This is a genomic window from Candidatus Enterococcus testudinis (genome assembly GCF_002140915.1).
GTDB classification, from domain to species: Bacteria; Bacillota; Bacilli; order Lactobacillales; family Enterococcaceae; genus Enterococcus_D; species Enterococcus_D testudinis.
Map to the genome: position 1 here is coordinate 1253904 of NZ_NGKU01000001.1, position 18723 is coordinate 1272626.

The window sequence follows — 18723 nt, forward strand, 5'->3', positions numbered from 1 at the left end:
GTAGGGAGAATATGACTGAGGTCTTACACTTGCAAGATGTATCGAAACTGATTGGCACGAAACGTATCATCGACCAAGCTACCTTTACAGTGGAAGAAGGGCAAGTCGTGGGTTTATTGGGGCCCAATGGGGCAGGAAAGACGACATTGATTCGGATGATCGTAGGCTTGATGAAGCACAATACTGGTTCGATCCAGATTATGGGGCATTCGCTGGATACGTCATTTAAAGAAGCTATCGCTTCAGTAGGTGCGATCGTAGAAAATCCGGAATTTTATAACTACATGACGGGTTACGAAAATCTGCAGCAATATCAACGGATGGCTGTCAAGCGTGGCACGGCTGCTGAATTGGACGCCTTGATCAGTCAAGTTCACTTAGAAAATCATATTCATCAAAAAGTGAAAACTTATTCATTAGGGATGCGGCAACGACTAGGTGTCGCGCAAGCATTGATCCATCAACCCGATTTGCTGGTCTTAGATGAACCGATGAATGGGCTTGACCCGAAAGGCATGCGGGAATTTCGTGAGATGATCCAGCAACTGCGTGCTCAAGGGGTTTCGGTTTTGGTATCAAGTCATCAATTAAGTGACATCGAACAAATCGCTGATCACTTGATCATTGTCCAAAAAGGCAAGATCACCCACCAAGTGGCAATGACGGACTTGAAAGAAAGCCACAATCGATTGGTTCTTAAGACTGACAACAATGTCTTAGCCGCATCACTGTTGGAAGAACAGTTGCAATTAGCCGTCACGGTGGCAGCCGATGGATTAACCATCACGTTAGCAGAAGACCTGCGCAAAGAGATTGCCGCACTGATCGTGGGACATCAGATTGGGCTATTAGAAATGACACTTCAGCATTCCTCCTTGGAAGAAACTTTCTTGGCATGGACTGAAGAAGGAGGGCTTTGAGATGGGTACGTTGATCGAAAATGAATGGCTGAAACTAACTAAGAAGAAATCGACATGGATCATGTTGGGACTATTGGTTCTATTGACCTTTGGCATTACCTATATTGTACGCATCGGCAGTCAGGGCATGAAGGCCAATGATCTATTTGTTTCTTTGGGAGAAATGACTTCCTTTTTGAATTTGATCGTCGTGATCGTGGCAGCGTCTTCGGTTGCTGAAGAATTTACCCGTGGTACGATCAAATTCTTATTGATCAGACCGTTTACGAGAACACAGATATTAGCCGCCAAAGCCATCAATACATTGCTGTTTGCCTGCTTAGGGACAGTGTGCTTGCTGCTGAGCAGTCTGGTTGCCAGCAATATTTTCTTACGCGCTGAGTCACCTTTGGCTGCGACTGAGTTCAACGGCTTACCAGCAATTGTGGTAGCGTTGGTATATGCGGGCACAAATCTACTGATGATTCTATTCTATATCGCTTTGACCTTATTTATTTCTGCGGTCATTCGCTCACAAAGCTTGGCCGTCGGTTTAGGGGTCGGTGTCTTATTTGGCAGCAGTATCATCAATTCGTTGATGTTGTTTGCATTAGAAAAATACCCGTGGTTAAAATGGAATCCCTTCAACATGATGAATATACGTGATACGATTCCCGCATTGTTGGGCAATCCTCAATATTCGATGGGCATCGACGCGGGATTAGGCTATTGGGAAATGGCAATCAGCTTGTTGGTTTATAGTTGTCTGATCTATGTGATCACAAATTGGCTGTTCAACAAACGAGATGTTGCTTTAAGCTAATGTTTTGAGAGAAAGTTTTTGGATAAATCCTGCTTTCTCACTTCCTTTTTGGATTTTTTTCTAGTAAAATGATTCATTGAGAGTACAAGAGAAAGGAGAGATTTCAAATGAATGTAGGAATCGTAATCGTGATCGCAGTTGTCGCGTTATTACTAGGTGCTGTTGGCGGCTTCTTTTTGGCGCGTAGATATATGCAAGATTATTTAAAGAAAAATCCTCCCGTTAATGAGGATATGCTTCGTTCAATGATGATGTCAATGGGCCAAAAACCTTCTGAAAAGAAAATTCGTCAAATGATGCAGCAAATGAAAAACCAAAAATAGGGTTTGGACACAGCGGGCTGATTTTTATCAGCTCGTTTTTTCTTGCCTTCAGTGTTTTGTGGCAGGCAGATCATCCAAGGCCTATCGGAGTAAACAGAAATTGTCGCAAAAATGGCACGATTTTATGAAATCGTGTCGTAGAAGAAATGGAGCGTGTTATGTCAATATTTAGAAAATTAGGCTGGTTCTTCAAGGAAGAAAAGAAACATTATGCATTAGGTGTCACTGCGTTGGTATTGGTGGCAATCGTACAATTGGCGCCACCGAAAGTCATTGGGATCATCATTGATGAAATTGCTGATAAAGATATCTCGATGCAACGTATCTTCTTTTGGGTGATGATCTTGGTCTTGTCCGCAATCGCTCAATATGTCTTTCGCTTTATTTGGCGGACGCATATTTGGGGAAGTGCAGCACGGTTAGAAAAAAGTTTGCGTCGCCAACTGTTCACTCATTTTACAAAAATGGATCATACGTTTTATCAAAAACATCGGACAGGCGACTTGATGGCACACGCCACCAATGATTTAAATGCGATTCAAAATGTCGCAGGTGCTGGGATACTGACCTTCGCCGACTCCTTTATTTCCGGTGGAGCCACGATCATCGCAATGATACTATTCATCGATTGGCGTTTGACATTGATCGCATTGGTGCCACTCCCGTTTTTAGCGGTCATGGCACGGGTGTTGGGCAGCAAGTTGCACGACGCATTTCGTGATTCGCAAGAAGCCTTTTCGACAATCAACGACAAGGCACAAGAAAGTATCACCGGGATGAAAGTCATCAAAACATTCGGACAAGAAGCGGAAGATTTGGCAGATTTTCAAGAAAAAATCGATTCAGCGATCATCAAAAACCGCAAAGTCAATTTCTTAGATGCCTTGTTTGATCCGTTCATTACAGTGATCATCGGCGTTTCTTATGTGTTAACGATCATTGTCGGCGGAAATTATGTCATGGATGGCACCATCACGATTGGTCAACTGGTGTCATTTATCAGCTATATCGGGATGCTGGTCTGGCCGATGTTTGCGATCGGCCGTTTATTCAATGTGCTGGAAAGAGGAAATGCCAGTTACGATCGCGTCGCAGAATTGTTGGCGGCAAAAAGTCACATTATTGAAGCCAAACATGCTACGACTACACCAGCAAAAGGAACGATTGATGTCGCCATCCAATCCTTTCAATACGACAAGGATGACTTTGCACTGGCTGATATCGACTTTACTTTGCCCCAAGGACATACGTTGGGGATCGTCGGCAAGACCGGTGCAGGAAAAACCACATTGATGAAATTGCTGTTGCGAGAATATGATTCCTATCAAGGTAGTATTCGCTTTGGCGAGATCAGTATCAAAGACTATTCATTGAATGCTTTATTGGGGTCGATCGGTTATGTGCCCCAAGATCATTTTCTATTTTCAATGACGATTCGCGACAATATTCGTTTTGCCGTTCCCCGTGCCAGTCAAGAACAAGTCGATCAAGCAGCCACGATGGCAGCGGTGCATGAAGATATCCAGCAATTTCCTGAGGGCTATGACACCATGGTCGGCGAACGCGGCGTGTCCTTATCCGGTGGCCAAAAGCAACGGTTGTCTATCGCCAGAGCCTTGATCACTGATCCGGAGCTGTTGATTCTTGATGACGCGCTTTCGGCAGTAGATGCCAAGACAGAAGAAGCAATCCTTGATCAATTGAAAGCCTATCGTCAAGAGAAAACAACCATCATTGCTGCGCATCGCCTTAGCAGTGTCAAGCACGCACAGGAAATCTTGGTTATCGATCAAGGGCGTATCACCGAAAGAGGCACCCATGCATCTTTATTGGCTGCCAATGGCTGGTACAAAAAAATGTGGGACAAGCAGCAATTAGAAGCCAAAATCGAAGGGAGTGAAGGGTAATGCAAGAGTCAGAATGGAGCAAATCGATTCCTTTCAAAGAACAAAAAAACATCATCAAACGCATGTTTGTCTTTGCCAAGCCCTTCCGCAAGACGTTTTATGCAGCAATCTTTTTCGCTTTATTGTTATCTGTCGTCAATATTCTGTTGCCCTTGATCATTCAAACTTTTATGGATGACTATTTGACAAACCAGAGCGCCACGCAACAAATCATTTATTTTTTTGCAGGACTGTATTTCTTTGGTGTTGTGATCAAAGCATTGATCTGGTTCTTCCAATGGTTTTTATACTCAATGGGTTCATTGAAGACGTATCAATATGTCCGAACCAAATTATTCGAGAAATTGCATACACTAGGCATGCGCTATTTCGATCAAACCCCTGCTGGCTCGATCGTTTCCAGAGTCAGCAATGATACCGAAACGTTGTATGAGTTTTGGTATGTCTTCTTGATGGTGCTGACAGGTATTTTCGCAGTGATTTCATCCTTTGCAGCGATGTTCAAAATCAATGCCAAAATCGCCTTATTGAATTTGATTTTTTTGCCGATTTTAATGATCGTGATTTGGTACTATCAGAAATTTAGTTCCCGGATCTACCGTCAAATGCGGGAGAAATTGAGTCAATTGAACACCAAATTGAATGAGTCGATCTCCGGTATGCAGATCATTCAACAGTTCCGTCAAGAAGCGCGACTGAATGAAGAGTTTGAAGCGACCAACGATGATTACTTGCATACTAGATTTGCCATGATCCGGACCAATGCCTTATTGTTGTCGCCGATCATCAGCTTGTTGTATGCATTAGCAATCGCATTGTCCTTAACAGTCTTTGGTTTTGATGCGCTTGAATCACCGATCGAAGTCGGGTTGATCTTTGCATTCACCACGTATATCCAAGGGTTCTTTAATCCAATGACGCAAATGATGGATTTCTTGAGTGTCTTCACGGACGGTATGGTGGCTGGCAGTCGCATTCTGAAAATCATGGACACAGAAGAATATGCGCCCCAGCAAGATGCAGATGCCCAACAGACGATCACCAATGGCAAAATCGAGTTCCGCGATGTCAGTTTTTCTTACGATGGCAAGCATCATGTCTTGAAGCATATTTCATTTATTGCCTATCCTGGACAAACAGTGGCATTGGTGGGACATACAGGCAGCGGCAAAAGCTCGATCATCAATGTCTTGATGCGTTTCTATGAGTTTGGAGAAGGACAAATACTGATCGATGATCAGGATATTCGTTCCTTCAGTATGACTGAACTGCGGGAGAAAGTCGGCTTAGTTTTGCAAGATGCCTTCATGTTCTATGGTGATATTGCAGATAACATTCGTCTCCTCAACAAGGAGATTACCGACGAGCAAATCGAAGCTGCAGCCAAATTTGTTCAAGCAGACCCCTTTATCCAAAAATTACCCGGCAAGTATCATGCCAAAGTCATCGAACGGGGCGCCAGTTATTCCAGCGGCCAACGGCAATTGATCTCCTTTGCCCGCACGATGGTGACTGAACCAAAAGTGTTGGTCTTAGATGAAGCCACGGCCAATATCGATACCGAAACCGAAGGGCTGATCCAAGAAGGCTTGGCCAATATGCGTCAAGGCAGAACAACGATCGCCATTGCCCATCGGCTATCTACAATCAAGGATGCAGAATTGATCCTTGTGTTAGAAAAAGGCACGATCGTTGAACGCGGTACCCATGATGAATTATTGTCACAGCAAGGGTTGTATGCGGATATGTATCGGTTGCAAGCGAGTGAAGTGTAAGAACCAATAATGAACATCGGTGTGATCGAAATTGATCGCGCCGATGTTTATTTGTTATACGAAAAAAATAGCACGAAACATGATTGACAGCGTTTTCTGGTTTTGCTATGATGAAGGCAAGAGATGGTTCTAATGGATAGTGATTGCTAGGATAGCAAGCTAAACCTGATGAAGCGGCATTGTTTGTGTTGCTTTCATGGGTTTTTTTGTGGTTAGCAGATATGTGCATAGAGGCGTAATGGAGTGGAGGGAAACCATGATCATCAATAAAGTGTTAAATAACAATGTTGTGATCACAAATGATGAACATCAGAATGAAATGATTGTGATGGGCAGAGGGATTGCGTTCAAAAAGAAAATTGGCGATACGATTCCAGCGGAAACGATCGACAAAGTCTATCGACTAGACAATCCGATCGTGTTGAATCAATTTCAAGAATTGGTGGCGGACCTGCCTGTCGAGTACCTCGAGTTGTCTGATCAAATCATCGAGTATGCCAGAAAAGAGTTATCGTCGCCCATCAATGATACGATATACATCTCCTTGACGGATCATATGCATAGCGCTATCGAACGAGCCAAAAAAGGCATCACAGTCAAAAATGTCTTGTTATGGGATATTAAACGTTTTTTTCCGGATGAATACCGTGTCGGGTTAAAAGCCATCGACAAAATCAGCGCCCGCTACGGTGTGCGTTTGCCTGAAGATGAAGCTGGATTTGTTGCGTTACACTTAGTCAACGCGCAAACCGATAATGAGGACCAAGGAAATATCGCCGCTTTGACACAAACGATGCAAGAAATCATCAATATCGTCAAATATTTCTTCAAAACAACCTTTGATGAAGATTCGGTCTACTTTTATCGCTTTACGACCCACTTGCGCTTCTTTGTCTCACGGATGCTGAATCAAAGCCAACATACAGATGAAACAGATGAAGAATTATTGGCAATGGTCAAACAAAAATACCACAATGCCTTTCAATGCGTGCAAAAAATCAACACCTTCTTGCACAATAAGTATGCCTATCAAATGTCGAGTGACGAACAATTGTATCTAACGATTCATATTGCCCGCTTAGTGCAAAAGAATCGCTGAAATAAAGCAGAAAGGAGAAGTGCGCGTCATCTATAAGCGTAAATACGCAAAAACATGCAACACTTTTGGATAGTGACATTCAGTTGGCTAAACCTTCAATCAACTACATTGGAGGAATCAAAAATGGGAAAATATCATGAACTTGCAGAAAAAATCGTTACAAATGTTGGCGGGAAAGACAATATCAATAGCTTGACCCACTGTATCACTCGGTTGCGTTTCAAGTTGAAAGATGAAAGCATCGCACAAGATGAAGTGTTGAAAAATATGGACGGTGTCGTAACCGTGATGAAAAGTGGTGGTCAATACCAAGTCGTCATTGGCAACCATGTCCCTGATGTCTTTGCTGAAGTCATCGATGTTGCGGGTATCAGTGGAGACAGTGAAGAATCTGCATCAGGTGGGAATTTGTTCAATCGGCTGATTGATATTCTGAGTGGCTGTTTCCAACCCTTTTTAGGTGCCTTATGTGCGGCCGGGATGATCAAAGGACTGAACGCATTACTGGTCTTCATCGGTACAAGAGGGGTCTTTGAATACACGACCACTACTGGTACGTACGTCATGCTGAATGCTATCGGTGATTCGATCTTCATGTTTATGCCAGTGATTTTGGGCTATACTTCAGCGAAGAAATTCCGACTCAATCCAATGATCGGCATCGTGATCGGTGCAGCTTTGTGCTACCCAACGATCCAAGGCAGTGCCTTACAAGCTGCATTCACTGCGACAGCAGCCGAAGGGGCAGCGGCACCTTATAGTTTATTGGGGTTACCAGCGTATGAAACCTTCTTGGGTATCCCATGGGTGGGGGCAACCTATACGAGTAGTGTTGTGCCAATTATCTTTATTGTCGCCTTTGCCGCGCAAATTCAGCGTCTGGCAAAATCAATCATTCCACCTGTTATTCAAACATTCGTTGTACCGTTTATGGTGTTATTGATTTCCCTGCCCGTCGGCTTTTTGGTGATTGGTCCAGTAATCAGTATGTTGACTGATTTATTAAGTAGCGGATTCCAATCCTTGATGGATTTTTCTCCCGTTATGTATGGTTTGTTATTGGGATTCTTCTGGCAAGTATTGGTGATTTTCGGTTTGCATTGGTCTGTTGTGCCATTGAATATCATGCAAATCACCACTCTTGGTTACAGCCAAGTATTGGTGGCAATGTTTGGTGCCAGCTTTGCACAAACAGCAGTTGTCGCAGCAATGTACTTCAAATTGAAAGACCAGAAACTGAAATCATTGTGTCCGCCAGCTATTATTTCAGGAATCTTCGGTGTCACTGAACCTGCAATCTATGGGATCACCTTGCCGAAAAAAATGCCTTTCTTCTACTCTATGATCGGCGGATCGGTTGCTGGTGCCTTCTTGATGATCAACGGCAATACGAGTTATACATCTGGAGGATTAGGGGTTTTCGGTATTTTTAATTATATTACCCCTGAAGGTGATGCTAGAGGGATGTGGATCGCCATCGCGGCAATCTTGATTGCTGCAACGATTGGGTTCGGATTGACGATGGCGTTCTGGAAAGATGATACTGTCGAAGAAGCTGTAGAAGGCCAAACTGCGATGACAGTGCGCAAAGAAGTGATCACCTCACCCATCGAAGGAACGATTGCACCTCTAAGCAGTGCCCAAGACGAAGCTTTCGCACAAGGGATTTTAGGCAAAGGGATTTTGATCCATCCAAGTAAAGGCGAAGTTGTGGCACCTTTTGACGGTACGGTAATGACATTGTTTCCAACCAAACATGCCATTGGTCTGATCTCAGAAAATGGCTTAGAACTACTGATCCACGTTGGATTGGATACGGTTCAACTAAACGGTACTTACTTTGAGGCTCATGTGCAGCAAGGGGACAAAGTGGTAAGAGGGCAAAAACTGCTATCCTTTGATAAAGATGCCTTAGTCAAAGCCGGTTATACGATCGAAACCCCTGTGCTAGTCACCAATACAGCAGATTATCTCGATATTATTGAATCGGACAAAAAAGAAGTCGTCTGTTCGGATGATTTGATCACTGCGTTGGTCTAAAGCAATGGGGAAAGGATGCGCCTTGTAATTTTACTACTTTAGATTATAATAATCGTAAGTAGTAAAATCAGTGGATAGCTGCTATTTGATGATTGTCATGAATTCGTTTTAAACATAAAGCAAACAACAAACCGCTTGGTCAGCACGACCAAGCGGTTTGTTTAATTTGGGAACAAGGAATCTTTATAATAAAGATTTTTGTCGTAATCAGGTTCTGCGATGATCGTGGAGGAGGTCGGGCGTTTATCATACGCCATGCCGATGTCGATCAGATGCTGCAGATTGTTTTCATAATGTTCTGAGAAGACAACACCATACAACAAATCCAATAGGTAACAGACAGATGTATTGATGGTGAAGTTGGCGATTTTGGAGTACAAACGTTCACGGGTCGTGATGTTAAGCACACAATCGCTGGTTTTTGCCAAGCTGTTTTCACCAATGCTGGTCATGCCGATCATGGGCACTTGTTTCTTTGCCAGAATATCGGCGACGATCTTGGTCATCTTGTTCTCCCCCGTATATGAAATCAAAATCACCGCGGTATCTTTTGTACAGTTAGAAGCTTCATAGGCGCTTTCACCGAATGTGTCGCAAACAATCGCGGCTTTGCCCAGGCGGCGCATTTTCAACACGAAGTCTTGTGAAATCAAAGTATTGGCATTGCTGCCAAAAATTTTGATCACGGATGCATTTAGTAAAATCTGTTTGGCCTTTTGAAGATCATCATGATGGATCAAAGAAAGGGTATCTTCAATCGTTGTTTGTTCTAGTTTGGCGATTTTTTTGGCGATGGTCATCACCCCGTCATGGGAAGTGAAAGGAAAATTGGCATCGACATCGGTAAAATGGCTGTTCATGTAGGTTTGCTCTTCGATGAAGGCTTTTTTTAAATCTACCCAGCCATTGAAGCCTAATTTCTTGGCGATCCGAATAAACGTTGAGGGGTGGACATAGGTTTTTTGTGACAGGTCCTTGATGGTTTGGTCAGCCATGGCTGTAGGGTGGGCCAGTAAATAATCAATCAGGGAACGTTCTGCCGGTGCCAATTTGATTTGGCGCATTTTCTCTTGTAATAACATTGCTTCTCCTTCGTTTACAAAAAATAATTTAAAGTTGTAAATAAATATATCGGTAATATGGAATTCAATAGATGTCCTTACGGCATTTGAAACAGCATAAATGGTTATTGTTATAATGCTTGTAAATGAATTTTACAAAATCAGCGATGGAAATGCAAGGTTTTGCAAACGCTTTTTCAAAAGTTGCTGTTCACATTGCCAAGGTTCTTTTTATGAATGATAATAAGGATGTAAATAAAACAGCAAAGGAGCAATACAATGACTAAAGGAATCAAGATCGCAACAATTGGCGGCGGCAGCAGTTATACTCCGGAGTTAATGGAAGGTTTTATCAAACGCTATGATGAGTTACCAGTTCGTGAAATTTGGTTGGTAGACATCGAAGCAGGAAAAGAAAAATTAGAAATCGTTGGCAAGATGGCACAACGTATGTGGGATGCATCACCATATGATGTCAAGATCCATATGACATTAGATCGTGAAGAAGCATTGAAGGATGCCGATTTCGTCACGACTCAATTTCGAGTTGGCTTACTGAATGCACGGGTCAAAGATGAACGGATTCCTGCATACTATGGCATGATCGGTCAAGAAACCAATGGCCCTGGAGGCATGTTCAAAGCATTCCGTACGATCCCAATCATTCTAGATATCGTGGAAGACATGAAACGCTTATGTCCAAATGCTTGGTTGATCAACTTTGCCAACCCAAGTGGCATGGTGACGGAAGCAATCGTGCGTTATGGCAAGTGGGACAAAGTCATTGGACTATGTAACGTACCAGTGATGGCAACCATGATCGAGCCAGCACTGATCGGCAAAGAACCAGATGAATTGATTTATAAGTTCGCAGGATTGAATCATTTCCACTGGCACAAAGTGGCAGACAAACATGGCAATGATGTGACGATGGATATTATTGACAAAATGTATGAAGAAGACAATGGCTTACCAAAAAATATCTTCGACGTACCATTTTACCGCGAACAACTAGAACAAATGAAAATGATTCCTTGCGGCTATCACCGCTACTATTACCGCCAAGAAGAGATGCTGAACCATGCCTTAGAAGAGTACAAAACAATCGGCACACGCGCGCAGCAAGTCAAACAAACAGAAGCAGAACTCTTTGAACTATACAAAGATCCTGAATTAGATCATAAACCAGAACAATTGCAAAAACGCGGCGGCGCATATTATTCTGATGCAGCCTGCGAAACGATTGCTTCGATTTATGCCAATAAAAATACCCAAATCGTTGTATCGACCAAAAATGAAGGGGCAGTACCAGATCTGCCTGCAGATTGTGTTGTGGAAGTCACAGCCTATGTCGGTGGACAAGGTGCCCGCAATGTGGCATTCGGCGAATTGCCAACCGCAGAAAAAGGCTGGCTGCAAGTCATGAAAGCCATGGAATTATTGACGATCGAAGCCGCAGTCACTGGTGATTACAATACAGCACTGCAAGCCTTCACTATCAACCCATTGGTGCCGTCAGGTGAGACAGCCAAACGGGTCATGGACGAATTATTCATCGCCCATAAAGCACACTTGCCGAATTTCCAAGCAACGATCGACCGCTTAGAAAAAGAAGGCGTTGAAGTACAAGATGAAGTGGCACGGGATTTAGACCGTGAACTTGTAAAATAGACAGAAAGCAGGAATAGACAAATGGCATTTAGAAAAGACTTTTTATGGGGCGGCGCAACAGCTGCCAATCAATGTGAAGGCGGCTACCAAGAAGGCGGACGTGGCCTAGCAAACGTTGACGTCGTACCGATCGGCGAAGATCGCTTCCCAGTGATCACAGGACAAAAGAAAATGTTTGATTTTGATGATGAACATTTCTATCCAGCCAAAGAAGCGATCGATATGTACAATCGTTACAAAGAAGATATCGCATTATTCGGCGAAATGGGCTTCAAAACGTATCGTTTGTCTATCGCATGGAGCAGAATTTTCCCATTAGGCGATGAAACAGAACCAAACGAAGAAGGCTTGAAATTCTATGAAGACTTATTCAAAGAATGTCATAAATATGGTATCGAACCATTAGTTACAATCACACATTTCGATTGTCCAATGCATTTGGTTGAAAAATACGGAGCTTGGCGCTCACGTGAACTAGTTGGTTTCTACGAAAACCTGTGTCATGCCATTTTCAATCGCTATAAAGGCCTGGTAAAATACTGGTTGACTTTCAATGAAATCAATATGATCTTGCATGCACCATTTATGGGAGCTGGACTGTACTTTGAAGAAGGCGACAATGTCGAACAAGTCAAATATCAAGCGGCCCACCATGAATTACTGGCTTCAGCGATCGCAACGAAAATTGCCCATGAAGTGGATCCTGAAAACCAAGTTGGTTGTATGTTAGCTGCAGGTGCATACTATCCATACACCAGCAAACCAGAAGACGTCTGGGCATCTCGCCAAGCAGACCGCGAAAACTATTTCTTCATCGATGTTCAATCTCGTGGCGAATACCCACAATATGCATTGAAAGAAATGGCCCGCAACGGCATTGAAATCAAAATGGAAGAAGGCGACCTTGAGCTATTGAAAGCCCACACGGTTGACTTCATCTCATTCTCATACTATTCATCACGGGTATCGACCACAGATGCAGAATTGCTAGAACAAACCGCAGGCAATATCTTCGCTTCTGTCAAAAATCCATACTTGGATGCAAGCGAATGGGGCTGGCAAATTGACCCATTGGGCTTACGAATCACCATGAATGATATTTATGACCGTTACCAAAAACCATTGTTCATCGTTGAAAACGGCTTAGGAGCTGTGGATACACCAGATGCTGACGGCTATGTGGAAGACGATTACCGCATCCAATATTTAGCTGAACATATCCAAGCGATGAAAGAAGCCGTGGAAGAAGACGGTGTTGATTTGTTAGGCTATACGACATGGGGCTGTATTGACTTGGTTTCTGCCGGAACAGGTGAAATGAAGAAACGCTATGGCTTCATCTATGTGGATCGTGACAATGAAGGCAACGGCACGTTGAAACGGACCAAGAAAAAATCATTTGATTGGTACAAACAAGTCATTGCATCAAACGGCGAAGACTTATCAAATAACTAAACAAATAACGGCAGTCCCGATTCTCCTTGATGGATTAGGGACTGCCGTTGGATTGTTGTTCAAAGAATTTTATGCTATGGTATACTTATGATATGATTTGATACAAAGCAACACAAAACCCCAACCTACTGCGAATAGGTTGGGGTTTTCTTGTTCACTCGTTGCGACTCCGAGCGTGTGAGTTAGAATGTAAATTGGCGTTATTCAGTACATATAAATCATTTACATATACCTGAAATTATCAATCCTCTACTCAAAATAGCAAAATGTCAGTTCCTAAATAGTTATTTCAACACAATAATTCCGTCTTTGATTGCTTTAATTACAGAAGACAAAGATGAGGTTACGCCTAATTTATTGTTAATAGAGTGAATATGATTATTGACGGTTCTCCGACTTATGAGTAATTTTTCAGCAATTTCTTCTTGAATCAATCCTTCTGCAACTAACTCCAATACAGCAATCTCTCTTTTTGAAAGGACATTGCCTGATTCAAAACAAAATACTTCTCCTAAGTAAACTGATTCAATTGTTTCTATTAAAATTTCAACTGAAATATCTTTATTTAAATAAGCTTTTGCACCTATTTCGAAAGCTTTGTTCAAGTGATACGAACCTTCAAACCCAGATAAAAAAATAATTCTTCTATTTGGATCACTTGCTAGTAGTGATGCGGCAACTTCGAACCCATTGGTTTCTTTCAACTGAACATCCAATAAAAAAATGTCTGGTTCATCATGATGAAGTGTGTCCAATAGGGAAGAATAGTTGCTATAAGTATCCAATTCAACCTCAAAACTTGAGAGTGCAATCGTTAAACTTTTCGCAAATAATTCATGATCGTCTAGTAGAAAAACTTTCATTTCAATCAACTCCTGACCTCACTTACAGAATGAGGGATTTGAATTTTAATCGTTGTTCCTATTTTTTCATCCGATGAAATCATCAAATTACCTTTGGCTGTTTCTATATCACGAACAACCGAAAGTAGTCCGTGATGATTTTCGGAGAATTCTATTTCTTTCAGCTGACTTTTGTCAAAGCCTATTCCATTATCATAAATCGTGGCTATGATATGGAAATAGGTTTGCTTGATGCTTAGTTGAATACGGGAAGCATTTGCGTGCCGACAGGCATTTGTTAAGACTTCTTGGATACTGCGGAAAAGAATAAACTTCAGCTGGTTTTCAATATAAATATTCTGAGGACAGTCAAACTCAATTGGAAAATGTAAGTGCGTTTTTGATAGTTTCCTACATAATTGGGATAAATTGTCTTCAATCGGGATATCTAATAAAGTGCTAGGATATAGAAAGAAAATCTTTTCTCGTAGCACTGATGCAAGGTCAGAAAAACCTTCAATCAACAAGTTTTTGTATTGATTGTCTTCCGTTTGAATAACTTCGGCAATTTTTTTCAGTGCAAAAATATTTTGTAGAATGTCATCGTGTATATAATTTGTCACATCAGAGTATAAGATCTCAGTTGTAGTTTTAGTATAGTGCCTACTTTGATTTTTCATTTTATGTAAATCATTTAATGTTGAAAGATCGTACATAGTTGACCCCAAATCACTTACAGTCAAATTAAGCTGAATAATAGACAGCAAAGATTTCGCTTCATTGTCTGAAAGTTTGCCAGTGCCTCTATTGTATATGAAGGCAACTGAGTAATCAGCGTCATTATCCAGATACAATTTAAAAAATTCTTTTTGGTTAAAAAAGTAAGTTGGCAATTCAGAAGTCATCTCATGAAATTGTTTTGTATTCATTGAGATATTCTTTAATGTTCCTGCGTTTCCTAAAATAGAATACTGACTGTCTTTATATCTAAAAAGCAAAAAGTCATTGCAATAAAATCTATTCAGTATGACTTCGTTGAGCATATTCTTGGCAATTTCATTAAATTCGGTATAACTAAGCTCTCTGTATAGATTATCTCGCTCTAACTGGAATTCATCGTGGAGTGATTGAATCTTTCGTTGGTTGCATCGTTTGATGTAAGCACCAATCTCATAATAACTATAGCTGGTAACCAGAAGAATGATGCATAGATCAATGATTGTCAGAATGTTTCCTTGTAATACAAGGTTGATCAATAGTAAAGAGATACTTATAGCCAGAATCGCTAAAGAAGAATGGAGAAGGATTTCACGAAAGTTGAATGATATTTGGTTTCTTTTTATAAGGGTATACATAATAGAAATGGGGAAAAACACCATAAAATAAAGCGATGTGTTTAAAAGGTAATTTGGCAAAACGCGTGCAAATAAGCCGTAGAACAAAATAAAAGGAAAAAAAGAGAAGCAAAACCCAGATAAAATGATTTTTTGTTCACGCAGCATTCGAATATTAAAAAAATATCTTTCTTTCCAAAAAGCATATATACAAGTAATCAAAGTAATAAGTAAATTACTTAATGACAAAAGGTACATCAAACTTGATTCAATTCTGGCTACAATCATTGATAAAATACACATCATGATTATTAAAATAATAGCATTTCGTTTTGTTTTTATGATGAAATCAGATTTTCTAAAAAGGGAAAATTTGAAATAAAAGCTTAAAAATAAAATGTTACCAATAGAAAATAAAATGTTTTGAATCACTCTTATATAAACTATATTTTCTTCAAGATATTCAAGAGAGTCAATTTGCATATATGTAGAAATTGAGAACAATATCAGAAAAAAGTAAACACTTGTTTTTTTATCAACTGTTTCAATCAGAGTGAATATGGCGATCAAACAAAAAGAAATGATTAAAGGTAATAAAAGAAGAAAAGTACCATTTTCTAGTAAATTATGACTAATTATTTCTCTCAAATAAAAAAAGACGCTTATGATCAGCGTGAATATGAGCAGTCGATATTTAAAAATCAAAGAATCGAATCCTTTCTAAGTATGTTATGAATGGTACTCTTTGCTCTTTGGATAACATAGTTTTTAAATGCTTCTCGAATTGCTGCTTTTCTTCGTCAATAATTTGTATACAAAAATCGAAGGCGCCACTTTCAAAAAATATTTGCTGTAGTAGTTTGTTTTCGGACTTTTCCAAAAGATTCTCTGTGGCTTTTATAGAGTCAAGAGAATTGTTATTAGTGATGCTGTTTAAAAGAATATAAGGTAAAGAATTATGTTTCCATTCTATTGCATTATCGGAAAAAATATCATATAAATCATTTTTGATTTGAGAAACAGTGCCTATGTTAGAAGCAATCTTTCTCCAATCATTGTTGTCTGGATATAAAAGAGAAAAATAGAAAATAAAAACAAAGGTAGATTTGCCAATGATTTTATCAAAGTAATCATCTACTGTTGTGATAATATTTCTTTCTTGATAATAATGATCATAAAATTGAGAAGACAATGCTTGTTGTAACGTATCAAAAGGAATGATGTCATTATCTGATAGTAAATAAAAGCTTTGAATTAAGAGTTCCATTGATAAAATTTGGCATGTTTCAGAACGTAAGCTTCCTTTTAAAGGCCCATCGGAATCAATGACATCATCAAATATTCTGATTGCGAGACCAAACATTTCTAAGGCTAAGAGAATTGAATCTTTAATTGGTTCTTCGGAATCTGAGGAAGCCTCATAGATTACTTTGAATAGTTTACCCCACGAAAATTTTTGTAATCGGTTGCAAAAAGATAACTGTTCAAGTAAATCTATATCGAATTTGTCGTTGTACCGCTGGATGATCTCATTTTGCTTTAGCAAGTTATAAATATGTTGGACAAGCCCATCATTTTCATTGGGATTTGTGATATTTTCTGTCATTCATTCTCTCCTTTTGTGATTTTAAATACAGTATGCAAGTCTAAAATTGCACAATGTACCTATATACTCTACAAATTGTAGGAATTATAATAATTATATCAAATAAAGAGGTGATTTCAATGAAAAACGAAGAAAAATGGATGAAATTTAGAACTGAGTTTATCGAGAATCAAAAAAGTAAGATCACTCTTCAACAAGTTTCACCAAAGGTTGAATATTTATCTGTAGCTGGAAGCAATAGCTTTAATATTTATGGAAAATCAATATCAAGAAATACATGGCCGAGATAAAAATGCGATATCTTTGAATGGTTCAATGGTTATTAAGTTTAAATAGGAATAGGTATTAATGCACCAATATGTTTAACTCTTGTACTGTTTATAAATAGAGGAGTCATGTCAACAATTTATTGTCAAATGAGAGGAGGCGGAAATATGGATAGCATTTAGGTAAATGTCCCAAAAATAGAAGTCCAAGTACTTATACAACGTCAAGATGTAAAGGCACTCGGATTTATTTGAACAGGGCTATCCGTGATTACTCGAGCGGTATCGGTATTTCTTCGATTCGAGTGTATTTTCACACCAGCAGGCTTTCAAAATCGTCTTCGTTCAGAACTACAACAAAAGTTCCGAATGGTTAGCGATCATTTTTTCTGACATGACTTTGTTTTCTAAAGGCATTGTTAAAATCTATGGAGACCGATGTGATATCGAAGTGTTTTTCAAAGCTAACAATTATCTTTTGAACTTGTCGAAAGAAGACCACAGCCGTAACTACAACTGATTTAGTTATAATATTGAGCTAGTAGGATAAAACAAATTCTACTTGATTTTACTGATAAAAATTCTAGTCGAATGGAATAAATAATAGAATGTCAGTTGATTAAATTGTAGATTGCTTGCCTAAATATATGAATGCTTATTTGCTGGATTTGGTGTGCGAACTTGAGCTAAAAAATTGATAAATCGAAAGGACGATTATAATGGAAATTAAAAACTGTATTACTTCGTTAAAGAAACAAGTTGCTTTAATCATAATAATTGCAATTATGATTAATATCTTATCACCTGGGACAGTTGTGAATGCACATGAAAAAAGCCCTTTGAATATTCAGGAGACACAAAATATTGAACAGATGCTTGTTTTAGACGAATCTATGATTGAGCTTAGTGATATGAAGTCAGCAAATATTCAAAGCGTATTTTCAATGGATTTAGAACAAGGCAATTTTACCATACAAGTTGCACATGAAAATTTAGATATAGATAATTTAGCAGCACATGAATTGAAAGATGATGATAACGAATTTATTAGTGTAGTCATTCCAATTATTGGCGAAGGGTATAACCAACTTAGTAACCTTACTATCATTTATGATTTGAATTTAAATGTTCTTTCTTATCAAGAAACTACCTTAACTGAATCTATTAATGGGACATTTCAATTTACTTCTTATATAGACGGCCAAAGAGTTAGAAACGAAATTACAGAACTTGAGTTTGTATCTAATGAAGTCTTTGAAGAGAGTTTAGAAGCACTTCGAACGGCATTCAATAACCCTAATTCGAGAAATGCTGCATGTCTTGCGACAGTATTAGGAATTGGCACATTTGCTGCAACAGCACTTTATATTATGTGTGCAGGTTCTTGTGCTTCGGTTGTATTGGTTAAAGTTTGTGTTGCGTGTATTGCTGGTACAGTCGCATTAGCTGGTACATCGACTGCGGCTGTAGTAGGTTGCTTTGGTTTATAAGAATGATAAAATCAAAATTCCATCATAAAGAAGAGGCTTTAAAGAAAGTAATTGAAAAATATGGAATTTCTGAAGAGGACTTAAAGCAGTTAGAAAATCGTGATTTTTTAACTGATGGTATTATTATTATAT

Annotated in this window: 16 protein-coding genes; 12 read left to right on the forward strand and 4 right to left on the reverse strand. The window is 39.7% G+C overall.

The genetic code is table 11. The features are described 5' to 3' along the window. The first annotated feature begins 11 nt into the window (after positions 1 to 11). The 7 genes from A5886_RS06020 (at position 12) to A5886_RS06050 (ending at position 8866) form a co-directional block, all read left to right on the forward strand. Positions 12 to 920 (forward strand): ABC transporter ATP-binding protein, encoded by a 909-nt coding sequence (locus A5886_RS06020; protein WP_086274112.1) that lies wholly within the window; start codon positions 12 to 14, stop codon positions 918 to 920. Position 921: 1 nt separating this feature from the next. Next, the gene (locus A5886_RS06025; protein ID WP_086274113.1) at positions 922 to 1722 is read left to right on the forward strand and encodes an ABC transporter permease; all 801 of its coding nucleotides are present in this window, start codon (positions 922 to 924) and stop codon (positions 1720 to 1722) included. A 107-nt stretch (positions 1723 to 1829) separates the two neighbouring features. Further along, positions 1830 to 2045 (forward strand): YneF family protein, encoded by a 216-nt coding sequence (locus tag A5886_RS06030; RefSeq protein WP_054114665.1) that lies wholly within the window; start codon positions 1830 to 1832, stop codon positions 2043 to 2045. A gap of 158 nt (positions 2046 to 2203) precedes the next feature. Continuing rightward, a complete protein-coding gene (locus A5886_RS06035) occupies positions 2204 to 3952 on the forward strand; it encodes an ABC transporter ATP-binding protein (protein ID WP_086274114.1) in 1749 nt (582 codons plus the stop codon). After that, complete coding sequence (locus A5886_RS06040) at positions 3952 to 5727, forward strand: ABC transporter ATP-binding protein (protein WP_086274115.1); 1776 nt, start codon at positions 3952 to 3954, stop codon at positions 5725 to 5727. The genes A5886_RS06035 and A5886_RS06040 overlap by 1 nt, the downstream gene beginning before the upstream one ends. Before the next feature lie 256 nt (positions 5728 to 5983). After that, a complete protein-coding gene (licT, locus tag A5886_RS06045) occupies positions 5984 to 6826 on the forward strand; it encodes a BglG family transcription antiterminator LicT (RefSeq protein WP_086274116.1) in 843 nt (280 codons plus the stop codon). A 123-nt stretch (positions 6827 to 6949) separates the two neighbouring features. Next, positions 6950 to 8866, forward strand: coding sequence for a beta-glucoside-specific PTS transporter subunit IIABC (locus tag A5886_RS06050; protein WP_086274117.1), 1917 nt, complete (start codon positions 6950 to 6952; stop codon positions 8864 to 8866). Positions 8867 to 9027: 161 nt separating this feature from the next. Here the strand turns inward: A5886_RS06050 and A5886_RS06055 are convergent, their stop codons facing one another. Then, positions 9028 to 9948 (reverse strand): MurR/RpiR family transcriptional regulator, encoded by a 921-nt coding sequence (locus A5886_RS06055; protein ID WP_086274118.1) that lies wholly within the window; start codon positions 9946 to 9948, stop codon positions 9028 to 9030. 125 nt (positions 9949 to 10073) lie between these two features. Between A5886_RS06055 and A5886_RS15780 the strand changes: the two genes are divergently transcribed. Genes A5886_RS15780 through A5886_RS06065 form a run of 3 tightly spaced genes read left to right on the forward strand, consistent with a single transcriptional unit; the run spans position 10074 to position 13053 of the window. After that, positions 10074 to 10214, forward strand: coding sequence for a hypothetical protein (locus tag A5886_RS15780; protein ID WP_179189981.1), 141 nt, complete (start codon positions 10074 to 10076; stop codon positions 10212 to 10214). Beyond that, the gene (locus A5886_RS06060; RefSeq protein WP_086274119.1) at positions 10207 to 11598 is read left to right on the forward strand and encodes a 6-phospho-beta-glucosidase; all 1392 of its coding nucleotides are present in this window, start codon (positions 10207 to 10209) and stop codon (positions 11596 to 11598) included. The genes A5886_RS15780 and A5886_RS06060 overlap by 8 nt, the downstream gene beginning before the upstream one ends. 21 nt (positions 11599 to 11619) lie before the next feature. Beyond that, positions 11620 to 13053, forward strand: coding sequence for a 6-phospho-beta-glucosidase (locus tag A5886_RS06065; RefSeq protein WP_086274120.1), 1434 nt, complete (start codon positions 11620 to 11622; stop codon positions 13051 to 13053). A gap of 284 nt (positions 13054 to 13337) precedes the next feature. Here A5886_RS06065 and A5886_RS06070 read toward each other — a convergent pair whose 3' ends face one another. From A5886_RS06070 to A5886_RS06080, 3 genes are read right to left on the reverse strand one after another with little or no spacing between them, the layout of a single operon-like run. Beyond that, positions 13338 to 13916, reverse strand: coding sequence for a response regulator transcription factor (locus A5886_RS06070; protein ID WP_086274121.1), 579 nt, complete (start codon positions 13914 to 13916; stop codon positions 13338 to 13340). 5 nt (positions 13917 to 13921) lie between these two features. Further along, the gene (locus tag A5886_RS06075) at positions 13922 to 15877 is read right to left on the reverse strand and encodes a sensor histidine kinase (protein WP_143353766.1); all 1956 of its coding nucleotides are present in this window, start codon (positions 15875 to 15877) and stop codon (positions 13922 to 13924) included. Positions 15878 to 15923: 46 nt separating this feature from the next. Then, positions 15924 to 16835, reverse strand: a complete 912-nt coding sequence (locus A5886_RS06080) for a class 1 isoprenoid biosynthesis enzyme (RefSeq protein WP_086274123.1) — start codon at positions 16833 to 16835, stop codon at positions 15924 to 15926. 119 nt (positions 16836 to 16954) lie between these two features. On the opposite strand from A5886_RS06080, the gene A5886_RS15785 reads away from it, so the two are divergent. Together A5886_RS15785 and A5886_RS06085 are read left to right on the forward strand one after the other, a co-directional pair. After that, positions 16955 to 17125 carry a hypothetical protein gene (locus A5886_RS15785; RefSeq protein WP_179189983.1) on the forward strand — a complete coding sequence of 57 codons (171 nt, stop codon included), beginning with the start codon at positions 16955 to 16957 and terminating at the stop codon, positions 17123 to 17125. A gap of 695 nt (positions 17126 to 17820) precedes the next feature. Next, a complete protein-coding gene (locus A5886_RS06085; RefSeq protein WP_086274124.1) occupies positions 17821 to 18591 on the forward strand; it encodes a hypothetical protein in 771 nt (256 codons plus the stop codon). Positions 18592 to 18723 lie beyond the last annotated feature (132 nt).

Excerpts from the sequence above, each read along its gene's own strand:
- A5886_RS06020 (WP_086274112.1), top strand. The coding sequence starts at position 12 with ATGACTGAGGTCTTACACTTGCAAGATGTATCGAAACTGATTGGCACG.
- A5886_RS06025 (WP_086274113.1), top strand. The coding sequence starts at position 922 with ATGGGTACGTTGATCGAAAATGAATGGCTGAAACTAACTAAGAAGAAA.
- A5886_RS06030 (WP_054114665.1), top strand. The coding sequence starts at position 1,830 with ATGAATGTAGGAATCGTAATCGTGATCGCAGTTGTCGCGTTATTACTA.
- A5886_RS06035 (WP_086274114.1), top strand. The coding sequence starts at position 2,204 with ATGTCAATATTTAGAAAATTAGGCTGGTTCTTCAAGGAAGAAAAGAAA.
- A5886_RS06040 (WP_086274115.1), top strand. The coding sequence starts at position 3,952 with ATGCAAGAGTCAGAATGGAGCAAATCGATTCCTTTCAAAGAACAAAAA.
- licT (WP_086274116.1), top strand. The coding sequence starts at position 5,984 with ATGATCATCAATAAAGTGTTAAATAACAATGTTGTGATCACAAATGAT.
- A5886_RS06050 (WP_086274117.1), top strand. The coding sequence starts at position 6,950 with ATGGGAAAATATCATGAACTTGCAGAAAAAATCGTTACAAATGTTGGC.
- A5886_RS06055 (WP_086274118.1), bottom strand. The coding sequence starts at position 9,948 with ATGTTATTACAAGAGAAAATGCGCCAAATCAAATTGGCACCGGCAGAA.
- A5886_RS15780 (WP_179189981.1), top strand. The coding sequence starts at position 10,074 with ATGAATTTTACAAAATCAGCGATGGAAATGCAAGGTTTTGCAAACGCT.
- A5886_RS06060 (WP_086274119.1), top strand. The coding sequence starts at position 10,207 with ATGACTAAAGGAATCAAGATCGCAACAATTGGCGGCGGCAGCAGTTAT.
- A5886_RS06065 (WP_086274120.1), top strand. The coding sequence starts at position 11,620 with ATGGCATTTAGAAAAGACTTTTTATGGGGCGGCGCAACAGCTGCCAAT.
- A5886_RS06070 (WP_086274121.1), bottom strand. The coding sequence starts at position 13,916 with ATGAAAGTTTTTCTACTAGACGATCATGAATTATTTGCGAAAAGTTTA.
- A5886_RS06080 (WP_086274123.1), bottom strand. The coding sequence starts at position 16,835 with ATGACAGAAAATATCACAAATCCCAATGAAAATGATGGGCTTGTCCAA.
- A5886_RS15785 (WP_179189983.1), top strand. The coding sequence starts at position 16,955 with ATGAAAAACGAAGAAAAATGGATGAAATTTAGAACTGAGTTTATCGAG.
- A5886_RS06085 (WP_086274124.1), top strand. The coding sequence starts at position 17,821 with ATGGAAATTAAAAACTGTATTACTTCGTTAAAGAAACAAGTTGCTTTA.